The organism is Nocardia sp. NPDC057663, assembly GCF_042799895.1.
Classification (GTDB): domain Bacteria; phylum Actinomycetota; class Actinomycetes; order Mycobacteriales; family Mycobacteriaceae; genus Nocardia.
The window spans coordinates 1-17,001 of the sequence record NZ_JBHVHX010000043.1; the positions used below are offsets into that span (position 1 = coordinate 1).

Consider the following 17,001-nt stretch of genomic DNA (forward strand, 5'->3'; position numbering starts at 1 on the left):
TATCTCGTGTGCCTCGCATGCGGACACCCCCAAACCGAACCCCCCACCGACCACCGGGGGCGGCGCCCGCTTCTCGTTGTCTGCCTATCGACGCATGAAGATCGGCACTTCGATGTCGTCGTCATCGTCGCCGTCGTCACGCTGTTCGGGATTGTTCACCTGGTTCATCGCCCGTTCGGTGACCCGCTGACGCTCGGATTCCCGGTACCGCTCGGTATCCCGGTAGCTCGGCGCGCTGGTGCGGCCGGTCGACACCCCGCTGGTGGCGGGTTCGGTGGCGCGCGCGGGCGCCTCGCCGCGCGCCTGGCCGACCTCGCCTGCCCGGCCCGAACCGATCGGGTTGGTCCCGTTGCGCGCAGAGCTGACGTTGGTCTCGAACGACCGCCGCGACGGTCCACCACCGTCGAAGCCTGCCGCGATCACGGTGACCCTGACTTCGTCGCCGAGCGAATCGTCGATGACGGTACCGAAGATGATGTTGGCCTCGATGTGAGCCGCCTCCTGCACCAGCGAGGCCGCCTCGTTGATCTCGAACAGACCGAGATCGGAGCCGCCCGCGATGGAGAGCAGCACGCCGTGCGCGCCGTCCATCGACGCCTCGAGCAGCGGTGAATTGATCGCCGTCTCGGCCGCTTTCACCGAGCGGCCCTCGCCGCGCGCCGAGCCGATGCCCATCAGTGCCGAGCCCGCGCCCGACATGACGCTCTTGACGTCGGCGAAGTCGACATTGATCAGACCCGGGGTGGTGATCAGGTCGGTGATGCCCTGCACACCGTTGAGGAGCACCTCGTCGGCGGACCGGAACGCGTCCATCAGGCTCACCGCCGCGTCGCCCAGCTGCAGCAGCCGGTCGTTCGGGATGACGATGAGGGTGTCGCACGACTCGCGAAGCAGGTTGATACCCACCTCGGCCTGGTTCCCACGCCGTTTGCCCTCGAACGAGAACGGCCGGGTCACGACACCTATGGTCAGCGCGCCCAGTTTGCGGGCGATGCTGGCGACGACGGGGGCACCACCGGTACCGGTGCCACCACCTTCACCCGCGGTGACGAAGACCATGTCGGCGCCCTTGAGCACCTCTTCGATCTCGTCCTTGTGGTCTTCGGCGGCCTTGCGGCCGACTTCCGGATCGGCGCCTGCGCCGAGACCGCGGGTCAACTCACGACCGACATCCAGCTTGACGTCGGCATCGCTCATCAGCAGGGCCTGTGCGTCGGTATTGACCGCGATGAACTCGACTCCCTTGAGTCCCTGTTCGATCATTCGGTTGACGGCGTTCACGCCGCCGCCGCCGATACCGACGACCTTGATCACTGCAAGGTAGTTGTGCGGGGGCGTCATGGGCTCTCGCCTTCCTTCGATCTTAAACCCTCAACCTCAACCATAGGGTTGGCGTTATGTCAAGTATCCGACTGCTGCGGAACGCTATTCGCAGCCACTGCGATCCCGGCGCAGGCGCGCCGAGACGAGAGCCAGAATCTTGTGCCACAAAGAGTGTCGCTCACTTTACCGTGACCAGATTCGGACTCGACACGTCGAACACGGTCCCCTCACGGGTCAGCAGCGGCAACACGACGGCAGCTTTGCGCTCGCCGTCGCCCGTGCTGCCCCACACTACCTTCCGACCGTCACGAAGGTTCAGTGAGACGTCCGAAATCGACCGTGCGACAACCTCACCCACCTGCACCAACAGCGCGGGCGGCAGCGTGACCAGCACATCCACAGCAGCCTTGGCCGCCGCGGGCCCCGTGAAGGAGCCCTCGGTGATCAACTTGGGCACCCCGATCGGTGACGCGTGCTCGATCGCGAATTCGACACTCTCGGCGTCGATCAGGTGCGCGCCGTCCGGTGATTCGATGTACAGCACCGGTGTTCGTTCCACCACTGTCACCAGCACGGTGGACGGGAACTTGCGCTGCACCCGGACCGAGCGCACCGTCGGGATCGCGGCGACCCGCTGGGCGATCGCGGTGGTATCGATGCGCAACATCGAACGGCCGTCCGGGATTTCGAGCCGCCCGCGGACCTCCGCCTGGGACACCGCCGCCACACCGTCGACACGCACGGTGCGCACCGACAGCACGGGCGTGAACCAGGCCAGGACGACGAGCACCGTCACCACGAGCAGACCGACCACCGTCCAGATCCGGTAGCCGTGCCACCCGCGCGCGGCGGGCATCGGCAATCTCACCGGCCGCCCTGCTGGGGCCGGGCCCGCAAACCGTCGAGGATCTGGCTGCCGAGCATGGTGACGTCGCCGGCGCCCATGGTGATCACCACGTCGCCGGGCTGGGCCAGACCGGCGACCTGCCTGCCCACCTTCGACATATCCGGTTGGTAGTGCACCGGACTGGTCACCGCCTGGGCCACCAGCGCACCGTTCACACCGGGCAGCGGCTCCTCGCGGGCGCCGTAGACGTCGAGCACGACCACCTCGTCGGCCAGGCTCAGCGCGGTGCCGAACTCGGTGGCGAAGGTGGCGGTGCGGCTGTACAGATGCGGCTGGAACACCACGATCACCTGACCGCGCCGGGTGCGGGCGCCGTCACGCGCCTCCTGGGCGACGAGCTGGGCCGCGGCCTCGAGCACGGCGCGCACCTCGGTGGGATGGTGGGCGTAGTCGTCGAAGACGCGCACGCCGTTCTCCCGGCCGGTGAACTGGAACCGGCGGTGCACGCCGCCGAAACCCTCCAGCCCCTGCACGATCTCGTCGACATCGGCGCCGGTGGCCCTGGCCGCCAGCAGCGCGGCCAGCGCGTTGAGCGCCATGTGCCTGCCCGGCACCGACAGCCGCACCGTGCGCGGGGTGGTCTCCCCCGCCAGCTGGAACTCGATGATGCCGCCGACATCGCGCGGCTGCCAGTCGATCAGCCGCGCGCCGACCGTGACCGGGGCGTCGGTCAGGTCGCCGGAGCCGTAGCCGAGGACCTCGACGCCACGCTCCGCCATCCGGGGCGCGACGCGATGCGCCAGCGCGAGCGAGCCGGGATCGTCCAGGCACACCACCAGCAGGCCGCCGGGGGCGAGCCGGTCGGCGAAGTCGTCGAACACCTGGACGTAGGCCTCGTCGGTGCCGAAGAAGTCCAGGTGATCGGACTCGATATTGGTGACCACGGCGACGTCCGGGTCGTATTGCAGCAGTGAGCCGTCGGACTCGTCGGCCTCGGCGACGAAGATGTCACCGCTGCCGTGGTGGGCGTTGGTGCCCGCCTCGTTGAGCTCACCGCCGACCGCGAACGACGGATCGGCGCCGCAGTGCTGCAGCGACACGATCAGCATCGAGGTGGTCGACGTCTTGCCGTGGGTGCCCGAGACCAGCAGCGTCTTGTGCCCGCGCATCAGCGCGGCGAGCACGGTCGGGCGCAGCAGCACGGGGATGTGGCGCCGATTCGCCTCGACCAGTTCGGGGTTGGTCTTCGGGATGGCGGCGTAGGTGGTGACGACGACCGTCGGGCCGCCGGGCAGCAGGTCGAGCGCGTCGGCGTCGTGGCCGATACGGACCTGCGCGCCGCGCGCCCGCAGCGACAGCACGCCGCGGCTCTCGCGGGCATCGGACCCGGACACCGCGCCACCGCGCGACAGCAGGATCCGGGCGATGCCGGACATGCCCGCGCCACCGATCCCGACCATGTGCACCCGTTCGAGCTCGGGCGGCAGCCCGGTGCCGGCGGCCTCGCTGATGCCGCTCATCGGGCGACCTCGGTGACGATCCTGGCCACCGTGTCGGCAGCGTCGCGATGGCCTGCGCCTGCGGCGGCACGGCTCATCTCGGCGAGTCGAGCAGGGTCGAGCAGCAGCGGAATCACCTCATCGATCACGTATTTCGGGGTCAGGTCGGCGTCGGCGACAATTCTGCCACCTCCCTGGGCGACCACGGGCCTGGCATTGAACTCCTGTTCGCCGTTGCCGTGCGGCAGCGGCACGTAGAACGCGGGCAGCCCGACCGCCGACACCTCGGCCACGGTCATCGCGCCGGAGCGGCACACCACCGCGTCGGCGGCGGCGTAGGCCAGGTCCATCCGGGACAGGTACGGCACCGCGACGTAGGGCGCGTCCGCGTCGGCGGTGCTCACCTCGACGCTGTTCTTGGGTCCGTGCGCGTGCAGGACCGAGATCCCGGCGGCGGCCAGCTGCGGCGCGGCGCCGGAGACGGCCTCGTTGAGGCTGCGCGCGCCCTGCGAACCACCGAACACCAGCAGGACCGGGCCCTCGGCGGGCAGGCCGAAGTGGGCGCGGGCCTGCGCGCGCAGGGCGGGGCGGTCGAGTCCGGTGATGGAGTCGCGGACCGGAATCCCGACGACCTGCGCGTTCGCCAGTCCGGAATCAGGAACGGCGGCAAGCACCTTCGCGGCCAGCTTGGCGCCGACCTTGTTCGCGATGCCCGCCTTGGCATTGGCCTCGTGCACCACCACCGGCACGGCGCGCTTGCGGCCGAACAGCCCGCCGCGCGCGGCGAGGTAGGCGGGCAGCGCGACGTAGCCGCCGAAGCCGATGATCACGTCGGCCTCGACCTCGTCGATGACGGCCCTGGTCCGCTTCACCGAGGCGCGCACCCGGCCGGGCAGGCGCAGCAGGTCGGCGGAGGGCTTACGCGGCAACGGCACCGGCGGGATCAGCTCCAGCGGGTACCCGCGTTCGGGGACGAGCTTGGTCTCGAGACCGCGCTCGGTTCCCAGCGCGGTCACCCGGATCGAATCGTCGAGCTTGCGCAGCGCGTCGGCGACGGCCAGCGCGGGTTCGATATGGCCGGCCGTGCCGCCGCCTGCGACGATCACCGACAACCCGGTGCGCGGGTGACTCACCTGGATCTACCTCGTTCTTTCGCGTGTGGCATCGGATAGGTCGGTTCCCATGCTCGGGTCGACCGTAGCGAATTGGTGCCGCGGCTCTGCGGCGTGCGTCGCCTGCGCTCGGCGGGCGGCTGACGGCGGGGCGCCTGGCGGGGGCGTTCGGCTTTGCCGCGCGCGGCGGACTTGCGCGGCGTATCGGCTCTGGCCGGGGTGTACACCTCGGGGATCGGCAGGCGCAGCAGCCGGCTGAGCCTCCCGTCCTGGCCGGATTGCAACGCCGACACCGCTTCCGGTTCGTGCCGGGCGGCGCTGGCGATGATGCCGAACATGAACAGCGTGATCGCCAGCGACGAACCACCCGCCGAAACCAGCGGCAGCTGCAATCCGGTCACCGGGAGCAGCCCGACGACATAGCCGATATTGATCAGCGCCTGCGCGGTGATCCACGTGGTGGCGGTGGCGGTGAGCAGGCGCAGGAACGGGTCGACCGAGCGGAGCGCGATCCGGATCCCGGCGTAGACGAACATCGCCAGCAGCGCCAGCACCGCCATGCACCCGAGGAAGCCGAGTTCCTCGCCGATGATGGCGAAGATGAAGTCGTTGTGCGAATTGGGCAGGTAGCTCCACTTGGCACGGCTCTGCCCGAGCCCGCGGCCCAGGATGCCACCGTCGGCGAGGGAGTACTTGGCTTGGCGCGCCTGGTAATTGACGCCCTGCGGGTCGTCACCGGGGTTGAAGAACGCGCGCACCCGGTCGGAGCGATAGCCGGCCGACAACGCCAGCACCGACGCGACGACCACCCCGCTGACCATGATCCCGACGAACAACCGCACCGGCAGCCCGCCGAACCACAGCAGCGCCATCAGCACGATGCCCAGCGCGATCGTCGTCGACAGGTTCGGTTCGAGCACCACCAGCAGACACACCAGCAGCCCGGCGGGCACCAGCGGCACCAGGATGTCCTTGAGATGGGCGCCACGCCGGGACGCCAGCAGATGCGCGCCCCACACCACCAGCGTCACCTTGACGACCTCGGACGGCTGGATGGACAGCGGGCCGATGTCGAACCAGCGCCGGGCGCCACCGTGGACGGCGCCGATGCCGGGGATCAGCACCAGTACCAGGGCGAGCACCGAGATGCTGAAGATCGGGAACGACCACTGCCGCAGCAACCGCAGCGGCAGCCGCAGCGCGGTGTAGAACGCGACGGCGCCGAGCGCGGCGAACATGGCCTGCTGGATGAACAGCGAGTACGCCGAACCGCCACCGGTATAGGCCTCGACACTCGACGCCGACAGCACCATGACCAGACCGAGCACGGTCAGCAGGGTCGCGATGGTGACGATCAGATGAAAGGACGCGAGCGGACGGGCCAACCAAGCGCCGAAGCGCTCCCCCGCCCATCCCGTTCGCCGCGCCTCGGTCATAGTGCCCGCCCGATGTCACCGTCTTCCAGTGCCGTCACCGCATCCACGAAGCAGCGTCCGCGGTGGGTGTAGTCGTCGTACATGTCCAGGGAGGCAGCCGCGGGAGCGAGCAACACGGTGTCTCCGGCGCGGGCCAGGCCCGCCGCGGCGCGGACCGCGCGGCCCATGACCGCTTCGGCACGCTGGGATCTCGACGACTCCATGTCTGCATCGTCTCCCGCATCCAGCTCGATGACCGGGACTTCGGGTGCGTGTCGCGCCAATGCGGCGGCGATCACCGGCGCGTCGGCCCCGAACAGGACCGCGCCGACCAACCGGTCGCCCACTTCCTCGATGAGATCGTCGACGCTCGCGCCCTTGAGCAGACCGCCCGCCACCCACACCACGTGCGGGTGCGCCATGATCGCGGCGCGCGCGGCGTGCGGGTTGGTGGCCTTGGAGTCGTCGATGAACTCGACACCGCCCAGTTCGCGCACGAACGCGGTGCGGTGCGGGCCCACCTTGTGCTCGGCGAGGCCTTCCTTCACGAACTGCGGCGCCACGTCGATCGCCCTGGTCAGCGCGGAGGCGGCGAGGGCATCGGCGATGCCTGCCGGGCCCGGCGGGCTGATGTCGGAGGTCTCGGCGAGGATGGCGGCCTTGGTGAACGCGCGGTCGAGCAGCTTGCCGTCGACCACGCCCAGTTCGCCGTCGGCGGGCACGCCGATCCGGAAGCCGACCGTGCGCCGCGCCTTGGCCTTGCGGGCCAGCGACGCCGCGACCGGATCGTCGAGGCCGACGACGCCGACCCGTCCGGTCAGCGCGCGGGCCTTGGCGGCGGCGTAGGCGTCGAGGCCGCCGTGCCAGTCGAGGTGGTCCTCGGCGACATTGAGCACCACGCCCGCTTCCGGGCGCACCGACGGCGCCCAGTGCAGCTGGAACGAGGACAGCTCGACGGCGAGCACCTGTGGACCCGGATTGCGGCGCAGCGCGTCCAGGATGGGCAGGCCGATATTGCCGCAGGCCACGCTGGAGATGCCGGCGGCGCGCAGGATCGAGTGCGTCATCTGGGTGGTGGTGGTCTTGCCGTTGGTACCGGTGATCACCAGCCACTTGCGGACCGGACCGTAGATCCTGGCCTGATCGACCCACCAGGCGAATTCGACGTCACCCCAGACCGGGATGCCCTCGGTGACGGCGGAGACCAGCACCGGCGAGTCGGGCCGCCAGCCCGGGCTGGTAATGACCAGCGCGAACCGGCTCAGGTCGGCACGTTCCAGCTCGACGCTGGTGGCGACCTCGAGCCCCAGTTCGGCGGCCTCGGCCAGCGCCTTGGCGCCGGAGTCGGTGACTACCGGGTGCGCGCCGATATCGCGCAGCGGTTCGATCAGTGAGCGCCCGGAGACGCCCCAACCGGCGACGAGAACGTCACGACCACGCAGGAATTCGAGCATGGGGCCCGGCGAGCGGAGGGCGCGGGGAGAGTGTTCGACCATGTTCGTCCTCACCCGACCTGCGAGAGATATTCGCTGTAGAACAGCCCGAGACCCACGGCGGCGGCGATGCCTGCCAGGATCCAGAATCTGATGATCACCGTGGTTTCCGCCCACTTGCTCAATTCGAAGTGGTGATGGAACGGCGCCATCTTGAACAACCGGTTGCGGGTGGTGCGGTACACCGCCACCTGCAACACTACCGACGCCGCCTCGGCGACGAACAGCGCGCCGATGACGACCATCAGCAGCTCGGTGCGGGTGGTGATGGACAGCCCGGCGAGCATGCCGCCCAGCGCCAGCGATCCGGTGTCACCCATGAAGATCTTGGCGGGCGCGGCGTTCCACCACAGGAAGCCGATGCACGCGGCGGCCGCGGCCGCACAGACCAGCGCGAGGTCCAGCGGGTCGCGCACGTTGTAGCAGCCCGCTTCGGGGTTCACGGCGCAGGCATTGCGGTACTGCCAGAACGTGATGATCACGTACGCACCGAGCACCATGCTCATCGAACCGGCGGCGAGGCCGTCGAGGCCGTCGGTCAGGTTGACCGCGTTCGACCACGCGGCCACGAGGACGCACACCATGATGACGAACACGATGGCGCCCATCGAGAACGTCGACCAGTCGCGCACATAGGAGATGTGCTTACTGCCGGGCGTCAACCCATCCGTGTTGCGGAACTGCAGCACGAGGACGGCGAAGATCACTGCCGCCGCGGTCTGACCGATGTACTTGCCCGCGGCCGAGAGTCCGAGATTGCGCTGCTTGCGCAACTTGATGAAGTCGTCGAGGAAGCCGACCACGCCCAGCGCGGTGGTGAGGCCGAGCACCAGCAGACCCGAGGCCGTCGGGCCCTCGGCGTCGTAGCCGATGCCGATCAGGTGCGAGCCGAGGTAACCGGCCCACATGCCGATCAGGATGGCGACACCACCCATGGTCGGGGTGCCGCGCTTGGCCTGGTGACTGGCCGGGCCGTCGACCCGGATCTCCTGGCCGAAGCCCTGTCTGGCGAAGACCCGGATCAGCAACGGCGTCAACAGGATCGACACCGCCAGTGCGATCCCAGCCGCGAACAGAATTTGCCTCACGACTGCGCCTCGCTGACGCTCGGCTCCGTCGTAAGGCCGATGGCCGCTGTGTTCATGACTCGTTCGCTACGCTCACTCATTGAGCCGTGTTACCTTCCCCTGCCCCGGTCAGGTGCTCGGCGACGGCCCACAGGCCGACCGCCTTCGACGCCTTGACCAGTACCACATCGCCGGTGGCGATCTCGTCGTCGAGCAGCGCGATCGCCGCGTCGATATCGGGTACGAGGACCGACTCCTCGCCCCATGAGCCTTCCATCACCGCACCCTGGTGCATCCCCCGGGATGGCCGTCCGGTGCCGACCACGATCAACCGGTCGACATCCAGGCGTACCGCCAGCCGTCCGATCGCGTCGTGTTCGATCACCGAGTCGTCGCCGAGTTCGCCCATCTCGCCGAGCACGGCCCAGCTGCGGCGCGGCTCGTCGCCCGTCTTGGCGAGGGTGACCAGCGCTTTGAGCGCGGCCCGCACCGAATCGGGATTGGCGTTGTAGGAGTCGTTGATGACGGTGACGCCCTCGGCGGTGGTCCGCACGTCCATCCGGCGCGCCGAGGCCGCGCCCGCGCCGGCCAGCGCCTGCGCGATCGTCGCCAGGTCGGCACCGCATTCCAGCGCGACGGCGGCCGCGGCCAGCGCGTTGCCGACGTGGTGCTCGCCGTGCACGGCCAGCTGCACCGGTACGGACTGCCCGCCCGCGTGCAGGGTGAACCGGGCGCGGGCCTGCTCGTCGGTGACCACGCCGGTGGCGCGCACGTCGGCGTCACCGGACAGGCCGACCTTCACCACGCGGGCCTTGGTCCGCGGCGCCATGGCGGCGACATTCGGGTCGTCGGCGTTGAGCACGGCCAGCCCGTCGGCGGGCAGCGCCTCGACCAGCTCGCCCTTGGTTCTGGCGATCGCCTCGCGGCTGCCGAACTCACCCAGGTGCGCGGTGCCGACATTGAGCACGACACCGATGCGCGGCGGCGCGATCCTGGCCAGCGCGGCGATGTGGCCGGGGCCGCGGGCCGAGAGCTCGAGCGCGAGGAACTTGGTGTCCAGGTCCGCGCGCAGGGCGGTCCACGGGTGCCCGAGTTCGTTGTTGAACGAGCCGGGCGGGGCGACGACCGGGCCCAGCGGCGCCAGCACAGCGGCCAGCAGGTCCTTGGTCGAGGTCTTGCCGGAGGACCCGGTGACCCCGACGACGGTGAGCCCGGTGCGCTCGGCCAGCCGCTGCGTGCTCGCCCGGGCCAGCGCGGCCAGTGCCGCCAGCACGGCAGCGCCGGAGCCGTCGTCGTCGTGGCTCAGCGCGACCGAGGTCGCGGGCACCGAGCCGCGGTCCGGCGCGACGACGATCGCGGGCACACCGACCGGCCGGGCCGCCAGCACGGCGACCGCGCCCGCGGCGACCGCGGCGGCGGCGTAGTCGTGTCCGTCGGAGTTGGCGCCCGGCAGCGCGAGGAACAGATCGCCGGAACCGATTCGGCGCGAATCGAATTCGACCGAACCGGTCACCAGTGCCTGAGGGTCGGGTACGTCGTGCAGCTCGCCGCCGACGACGTCCGCGATCTCCCGCAGTGTCATCTCGATCATGAAACCGTCAAGTCCTCCGAGTCCGTCTGCGGACTGTGTCGTGTCTGCAGGGTTTCCAGCGCCGTCGCGACCACCTCGCGGTCGTCGAAGGGATGCTTGACGCCCTGGATCTCCTGACCCGCCTCGTGGCCCTTGCCCGCGATGAGCACCACGTCGCCGGAACGCGCCCAGGCGAGGGCAGCGGCGATGGCCGCCGCGCGGTCACCGATCTCGCGGATCTCGCCGCGGTCGGTGGCCGGGAGTTCGTGCGCACCGGCCACCACGGCGGCTCTGATGGCCGCGGGGTCCTCGGTGCGGGGATTGTCGTCGGTGACGATCAGCAGGTCGGCGCCGCGTGCGGCGGCCGCGCCCATCAGCGGGCGCTTGGCCGCGTCGCGGTCGCCACCGGCGCCGACGACGACGGCCAGCCTGCCGTGCCCGGCCTCGGTGAGGTGACCGCGCAGGGTGGCGACGACCGATTCGACGGCGGCGGGCTTGTGCGCGTAGTCGACGACGGCCAGGAAGTCCTGGCCGCGCTCGACCCGCTGCATCCGGCCCGGCACGTCGACGGAGGCCAGCGCGGGCGCCGCGACGGCGGGATCGACACCGGCCGCCGCGCAGGTCGCGACGGCGAGCAGCGCGTTGGCGACGTTGTAGCGGCCGGGCAGCCGCAGCCGCACGGTGAGTTCGCCGTCGGGTCCGGCCGCGGTGAACTCCTGCTCACCGCCGGTGGCCTGCACGTCACCGGCGACCTGCCAGGTGGCCTGGCCGACGGTCGACACCGTGACCGGCGCGGTCAGGTCACCGGCGAGCCGGGTGCCCCACTCGTCGTCGACGCAGATCACCGCGGTGCGCGCGGCGACCGGCGAATCCGCTTCGAAGAGTTTGCGTTTCGCGGCGAAGTAGTCCTCGAAGTCGGCATGGAAGTCGAGGTGGTCCTGGGACAGATTGGTGAACGCGCCGACCGCGAACCGCACGCCGTCGACCCGGCCGAGCGCCAGCGCGTGGCTGGACACCTCCATCACCACCGCCTGCACACCCTGCTCGACCATCGCCGCGAACATCGCGTGCAGCTGCGGCGCCTCGGGCGTGGTGAGCGCGCTGGGCACCCGCCTGCCGCCGATGCGGGTCTCGATGGTGCCGATCAGCCCGGTGGACAGGCCCGCCGCGGTGAGACCGGCTTCCACCAGGTACGAGGTGGTGGTCTTGCCGGAGGTGCCGGTGATGCCGACGATGCGCAGCCGGTCGCTCGGGTGGCCGTAGATCTCGGCGGAGAGTTCACCGAGCACGGCGCGAGGCTGCTCGCGCACGAGGACGGGCACGGCGACCTCGCCGATCAGGGCGGCACCCGCGGAATCGGTGTACACCGCCACCGCGCCACGATCGATCGCGTCGGCGGCGAACCGCGCTCCGTGGGAATTGGCGCCGGGCAGGGCGGCGAACAGGTCACCGGAGCGCACGGCATTGGACCGCTGCTCGATGCCGGTGACGCTCACTTCGGTGGTCACCGGAGTCGCCACCGTGGCGCCGGTGAGGTCCAGCAGGGCCTGCAGCGACGTCGACGGCGGCGTGTTCGGCCGGAGCGCGTGCGGGCTGGACTGCGCGGGCACAAGGCTCCTCTCTGAGAGTGATCGAGCGCGTGGGCGAGACGAGCAGTCAGGTTACCGACGCGCGGTGTCGGACGGACAACGCGGGTTGTGCCAAGGCGAAGGAGTTAGAGCCCGGCCTCCAGCACCAGCCGCTTGGGCTCCGGCGACGGCGGCACCCGGTCCCGCTGCAACGCCCAGGAGGCGAGGGTGTGGAACAGCGGCGCGGCCGACCCGCCACCGGTGCCGTCGGAGCTGCGGACCGGCGCGTCGAGCATCATGCCGATCACGTAGCGGGGGTTGTCGGCCGGCGCCATTCCGGCGAAGGTGATGTAGAACGACGAGGTCGAGTAGCAGCGGCAGCCCGGGTCCACCTTCTGCGCGGTGCCGGTCTTGCCCGCCACCTGGTAGCCCTCGATCGCGGCCTGCACGCCCGTGCCCATCTGGTAGCCCATCGGGTCCTTCTGGACGGTCGCCTGGAAGATGGTGCGCAGCGTGCTCGCGGTCTGCGGGCTCACCACGCGCACGCCGTCGGGCTGCAGTTCCTCGGTGCGGGTGCCGTCGGGGGCGATCCTCGCCTTGACGATGCGCGGCGGAATGCGCAGGCCGTCGTTGGCGATGGCCTGGTACATGCCGGTCATCTGCAGCGTCGTCATCGAAAGACCCTGGCCGATGGGCAGGTTCGCGAAGGTGCCGCCGGACCACTGGTCGCGCGCGGGCACCTGGCCCGGGCTCTCCCCCGGCAGGCCGATCCCGGTGCGCTTGCCCAGGCCGAAGCGGTCGACCATGTCGGCGAAGCGGTCCTCGCCCACCCGCTGCGCGAGCATGAGAGTGCCCACGTTGGAGGACTTCCCGAAGATGCCGGTGGTCGTGTACGGCGTGCTGCCGTGCTGCCACGCGTCGTTGACGGTGACGCCCGACATCCGGATCGAGCCGGGCACCTGCAGCACCTCGTCGGGGGTGGTCAGGCCGTATTCGATGGCGGCCGCGGCGGTGACGATCTTGTTCACCGAGCCGGGCTCGAACGGTTCGGCGACCGACGGGTTGCTCATGTCGGCCGAGGCCCAATGCTGCGGCCCCAAGGCGGGATTGAAGGTGTTGTCGTTGGCCATGGCCAGTACCTGACCGGTCTTGGCGTCGAGCACCACCGCCGAGGCCGAGGACGCGCCGGACAGCTGTTTGGCCTGCTGCACCTGCTGCTGGACGAAGTACTGCATGTCCTCGTCGAGCGTCAGCTCCACGCCGTAGCCGTTGACGGCGGGCTGCTGGTCCCGGTAGCTGCCCGGGATCACCGCGCCGTCGGAGCCGCGGTCGTAGGTGCGCGAACCGTCGGTGCCCGCGAGGACCGAGTCCAGCGCGGATTCCAGGCCGATCTGGCCGTGCCCGTCCCAGCCGGTCGCGCCGACCACATTGGCCGCCAGCGCCCCACCGGGGTATTCGCGCAGGTCCTGGCGTTCCTGGCCGACCTCCGGGTACTTGGCGACGATCTCAGCGGCCACCCTCGGATCGACATTGCGCGCGAGGTAGGTGAAGGTCTTGTCGCTGCGCAGTTTGTCCAGCAGCTCTTCTTCTTTGGGCGCTGCCGCGCCGAGCTTGTCGTGGACGAACTTCGCGATGTCCTTCAGCCGCTGCTCCGGATCGGGCGCGCTCGGCTTGGCCTTCTTGGCGTCGGCCAGCTGCTGACGCACCCGGACCGGCTGGAAGGTCAGCGCTTTCGCGGTGATGGTGAAGGCGAGCCGGTTGCCGTTGCGGTCGGTGATCGGGCCGCGCACAGCGGCCTCGGTCTCCTTGGTGGTGCGCTGCGAGGCCGCCTGGGCCGAGAGCGCGGGCGCGGCGATGCTCTGGATGTAGAGCAGCTGCAACGCCACCACCGCCAGCGTGGCCAGCAGGGTGACCCGGCCGACGCCGAGGCGCAACCGGATCGGCCGGTCCGGCGAGAGCGAGCTCGATCGGCGGGCCCTCGACGACACCGGCCCGCGTCGCCGTGGCGACGCGGGCCCGCTCTGCCTCATCGACTGCCCTCCGGAGCGACGATCTGCGGCGCCTCACTCGGCGGCCGGATCGCCGGGCTCGGTAGTCCGGCCACGACACCCGGGGCGGGCGGCGGCGTGTCGGCCTGCGTCGGTGGCGCGCTCTGCTCGGCACGGGTAGCGACGTCGACCCGGTCGGGCACGGTCACCGGCGCGGGGCCGGCCGGTGCCGGAACCTGGCCGTCCACCGGCGCTCGACCGGCCGCGGGGGCGAGCGGCGCCGGAGCTTGACCGTCCACCGGGGCTTGACCGTCCGCGGGCTGACCGGGCACCGCCGCTTCGACCGGAGCCGGGGCGAGCGGCGCGGGCGCCGGTGCCACCGCGGGCTGGGGTGCGGCTGCGGGCGCCTGTGCCGGAGCGCCGGCGGCGGGGACCGGTGCGGGGGCACCATCCTGGCCGGCGGGCGAAGCGAGGGCATTCCCCGGCGTTCCGCTCGGCGTGGCCGGACTCGCAGGCGTGGCGCCCGGCTGCACCGGAACCACCCGCTCCCCCTGTGCCTGCACGTGTCCAGGGGGCGGACCAGTGGGCGTCGTGGTCGGCGGGCTGTTCAGCGGCGGCGCGGGCGCGCCCTGCGCGGGCGTCGGCGTGCCGATGACGGTGACCTCACCGCCGGGACCGAGCACCAGGCGGGCCGGGTCCTTCGCGGGGATCATGCCCAGTTCCCTGGCGCGCGCGGCCAACTCGGGGGCGGAGTCGGCGGCCGCGACCTCGCGCTGCAGCGCGGCCCGCTCGTCGGCGAGTTTGCGGTTGACCGCCCTGGCGTCGCCGAGCTGGTAGCTGTCCTCGGCGGCGCGGGTGGTCAGCAACAGGGTGAGGGCAAGGCCGCAGCCGAGCAGACCGATGATGGCGGTGACGAACGGGATCCGCCCGGCCATCGTGGATGCCCGTTCGGGCAGCTCGATGCCGTCGAGCAGTTGCTCCCTGGTGCGCTTGCGCGCGTAGGCCCGCTGTGCGGCACCGGATTTCACCCGTTCGGCTGCCTCGACGCGACGGGCCGTACGACCCGGCACCGCGACGGCGCTCGTCCGCACGCTCATCGTGTCCCCTCCTGTGTCCTCCCTGACCTCTCCGCGATCCGTTCGGCCGCGCGCATCCGCACCGGCGCGGATCGCGGGTTGACCTCGATCTCGGACTCGGTCGCTTTCTCCGCACCCCGGGTCAGCATCCGGAATTCCGGTCCCATGCCGGGCAATTCGACCGGCAGGTCCATCGGTGATCTGGACACGATGCGTGGCGCGAACTCCTGCTTGACCAGTCTGTCCTCCAGCGACTGGTACGACATGACGCAGATCCGCCCGCCGACGCGCAGCGAATCCAGTGCCGCGGGCAGCGCCGCGCGCAGCGAGTCGAGCTCGCCGTTGACCTCCACCCGCAGGGCCTGGAACGTGCGCTTGGCCGGATGACCACCGGTGCGCCGCGCCGCGGCCGGGATGGTGTCGTAGAGCAGTTCGACCAGCTCGGCGCTGGTGGTGAACGGCTTGACCGCGCGCCTGCGCAGCACCTCGGAGGCGATCTTGCCCGCGAACCGTTCGTCGCCATAGGTTTTCAGCACCCGGGCCAGGTCGCCGTGACTGTAGGTGTTGAGCACGTCGGCGGCGGTCGGGCCGGTGGTCGGGTCCATCCGCATGTCCAGCGGGGCGTCGACGGAGTAGGCGAAGCCGCGATCGGCCTCGTCGAGCTGCATCGACGACACCCCGAGGTCCATCAGAATCGCTGACACGGAACCGATCTCGGGCAGCCCGGCCTGACTCAGCGCGTCGGCGATCCCGTCGTAGCGGGTGTGCACCAGGGTGGTCCGGTCGGCGTAGGGCGCGAGCCGCTCGCCGGCCAGTTTCAGCGCGGTGGTGTCGCGGTCGAGCCCGACCAGGTGCGCGTTCGGATAGGTGCGCAGGAAATGTTCGGCGTGCCCGCCCAGGCCGAGGGTCGCGTCGATGTAGACGGCGCCCGGTTCGCTCAGCGCGGGGCCGAGCAGTTCGTCCGCGCGTTGGAGCAGGACCGGCACATGACGGGGGTTCTCGGTGTCATGGTTCACCTCGACCTCCCGGGATACTGCCTCGCGTCGCAGACGGGTCGCCTTGCCACACAGTGCTTTTCGAATGAGATTGCGGTCTGAATGAAGCTGCCCCACCGCCCTTGCGATGGAACCGGCGAATGCGTCGAGGTCTCTGACCGAGGCGCGGCACCTGGCGTCGGGGAAGTACGTCAGGGTCCACGCCCGGGCAGAGGCCTCGCAGCACTCGCGTGCTCCGGGCTAGAAGATCCCGCCCAGCGACTCGTCTCTGGCTTGCGCGTAGTCCTCCTCGTGCTCGGCGAGGTAGGACTCCCACGCCTGCTTGTCCCATATCTCGAGGAAGTCGACGGAACCGATCACCACGCAATCTCGCGCGAGGTTCGCATAGCGTCGATGGTCCGGCGACAGCGTGATCCGGCCCTGTGCATCCGGACGTTGCTCGTCGGTGCCCGCCGCCAGCGCTCGGACGAAAGCCCTTGCCTGCGGATTGCTTCGAGACGCCGCCGCGGCCCGCCGCGCGAGCGCGGTGAACTCGTCTTTTGGATACACGGCCAGGCTGTGGTCTTGACCTTTCGTGACCATCAACCCTCCCGCCAGATCGTCTCGGAACTTTGCAGGCAACGTCAGTCGCCCTTTGTCGTCCAATCGGGGGGTGTAGGTACCGAGAAACATCTCGGCCACCTCCCTACTGGATCACCTCGCCGTACGGCCTCTCCTGTAGTGCGCGACCCACATTACCCCACTTTCCCCCACTTTCAATCGAAACCCCGGGTGATCCTGCTCCCCGCCAACACAATTCCGCAGGTCATGTCAGCTATCACCGAGATTCGGGGTTATCGCGTGTTCGGGCAACCCGCGCGGGTCGGCAACCTGCGGTTCCGACAACGTTCAGCAAACATCGCAGGTGCGACCGGCGCAGCCGCGCGCCGGACAGCCGCGCGGGGGCGGGGTGGGGAACGGTGGGGAAGGTGGGGGAACCGCCCTGACCACCGGTCCGGCGGGTGGCCGGGACCGGAGACGGACGAAGGCGGCGCCGCACCCGATCGGG

Annotated in this window: 13 protein-coding genes; all 13 read right to left on the minus strand. The window is 70.4% G+C overall.

The genetic code is table 11. The annotated features are described in order from the left end of the window. Positions 1 to 84 precede the first annotated feature (84 nt). Positions 85 to 1,341, minus strand: a complete 1,257-nt coding sequence (gene ftsZ, locus ACFVAV_RS35515; protein ID WP_379040090.1) for a cell division protein FtsZ — start codon at positions 1,339 to 1,341, stop codon at positions 85 to 87. A gap of 160 nt (positions 1,342 to 1,501) precedes the next feature. Next, positions 1,502 to 2,179 (minus strand): cell division protein FtsQ/DivIB, encoded by a 678-nt coding sequence (locus tag ACFVAV_RS35520; RefSeq protein ID WP_379040101.1) that lies wholly within the window; start codon positions 2,177 to 2,179, stop codon positions 1,502 to 1,504. 8 nt (positions 2,180 to 2,187) lie between these two features. Continuing rightward, positions 2,188 to 3,690: a UDP-N-acetylmuramate--L-alanine ligase gene (murC, locus tag ACFVAV_RS35525; RefSeq protein WP_379040092.1), complete on the minus strand. Its 1,503-nt coding sequence runs from the start codon at positions 3,688 to 3,690 to the stop codon at positions 2,188 to 2,190. Continuing rightward, positions 3,687 to 4,802 carry an undecaprenyldiphospho-muramoylpentapeptide beta-N-acetylglucosaminyltransferase gene (gene murG / locus ACFVAV_RS35530; RefSeq protein ID WP_378847203.1) on the minus strand — a complete coding sequence of 372 codons (1,116 nt, stop codon included), beginning with the start codon at positions 4,800 to 4,802 and terminating at the stop codon, positions 3,687 to 3,689. The genes murC and murG overlap by 4 nt, the downstream gene beginning before the upstream one ends. After that, entirely contained in the window at positions 4,799 to 6,217 is a 1,419-nt protein-coding gene (gene ftsW / locus ACFVAV_RS35535) for a putative lipid II flippase FtsW (protein WP_379040094.1), read from the minus strand. Before ftsW ends, murG begins: the two co-directional genes overlap by 4 nt. Then, positions 6,214 to 7,650 carry a UDP-N-acetylmuramoyl-L-alanine--D-glutamate ligase gene (gene murD / locus ACFVAV_RS35540; protein WP_379040103.1) on the minus strand — a complete coding sequence of 479 codons (1,437 nt, stop codon included), beginning with the start codon at positions 7,648 to 7,650 and terminating at the stop codon, positions 6,214 to 6,216. The genes ftsW and murD overlap by 4 nt, the downstream gene beginning before the upstream one ends. A 50-nt stretch (positions 7,651 to 7,700) precedes the next feature. Continuing rightward, on the minus strand, positions 7,701 to 8,777 hold the full coding sequence (mraY, locus tag ACFVAV_RS35545) for a phospho-N-acetylmuramoyl-pentapeptide-transferase (protein ID WP_379040095.1): 1,077 nt from the start codon (positions 8,775 to 8,777) through the stop codon (positions 7,701 to 7,703). Between the two features lie 76 nt (positions 8,778 to 8,853). Further along, positions 8,854 to 10,347, minus strand: coding sequence for a UDP-N-acetylmuramoyl-tripeptide--D-alanyl-D-alanine ligase (murF, locus tag ACFVAV_RS35550; RefSeq protein WP_379040096.1), 1,494 nt, complete (start codon positions 10,345 to 10,347; stop codon positions 8,854 to 8,856). Further along, entirely contained in the window at positions 10,344 to 11,936 is a 1,593-nt protein-coding gene (locus tag ACFVAV_RS35555) for a UDP-N-acetylmuramoyl-L-alanyl-D-glutamate--2,6-diaminopimelate ligase (RefSeq protein WP_379040097.1), read from the minus strand. Before ACFVAV_RS35555 ends, murF begins: the two co-directional genes overlap by 4 nt. Positions 11,937 to 12,040: 104 nt before the next feature. Beyond that, positions 12,041 to 13,924: a peptidoglycan D,D-transpeptidase FtsI family protein gene (locus ACFVAV_RS35560; RefSeq protein ID WP_379040098.1), complete on the minus strand. Its 1,884-nt coding sequence runs from the start codon at positions 13,922 to 13,924 to the stop codon at positions 12,041 to 12,043. Continuing rightward, positions 13,921 to 14,979, minus strand: a complete 1,059-nt coding sequence (locus ACFVAV_RS35565; protein WP_379040099.1) for a hypothetical protein — start codon at positions 14,977 to 14,979, stop codon at positions 13,921 to 13,923. The genes ACFVAV_RS35560 and ACFVAV_RS35565 overlap by 4 nt, the downstream gene beginning before the upstream one ends. Further along, positions 14,976 to 15,974, minus strand: coding sequence for a 16S rRNA (cytosine(1402)-N(4))-methyltransferase RsmH (gene rsmH / locus ACFVAV_RS35570; protein WP_379040100.1), 999 nt, complete (start codon positions 15,972 to 15,974; stop codon positions 14,976 to 14,978). Before rsmH ends, ACFVAV_RS35565 begins: the two co-directional genes overlap by 4 nt. Before the next feature lie 219 nt (positions 15,975 to 16,193). Beyond that, positions 16,194 to 16,625, minus strand: coding sequence for a division/cell wall cluster transcriptional repressor MraZ (gene mraZ, locus ACFVAV_RS35575; RefSeq protein ID WP_110040885.1), 432 nt, complete (start codon positions 16,623 to 16,625; stop codon positions 16,194 to 16,196). Positions 16,626 to 17,001 lie beyond the last annotated feature (376 nt).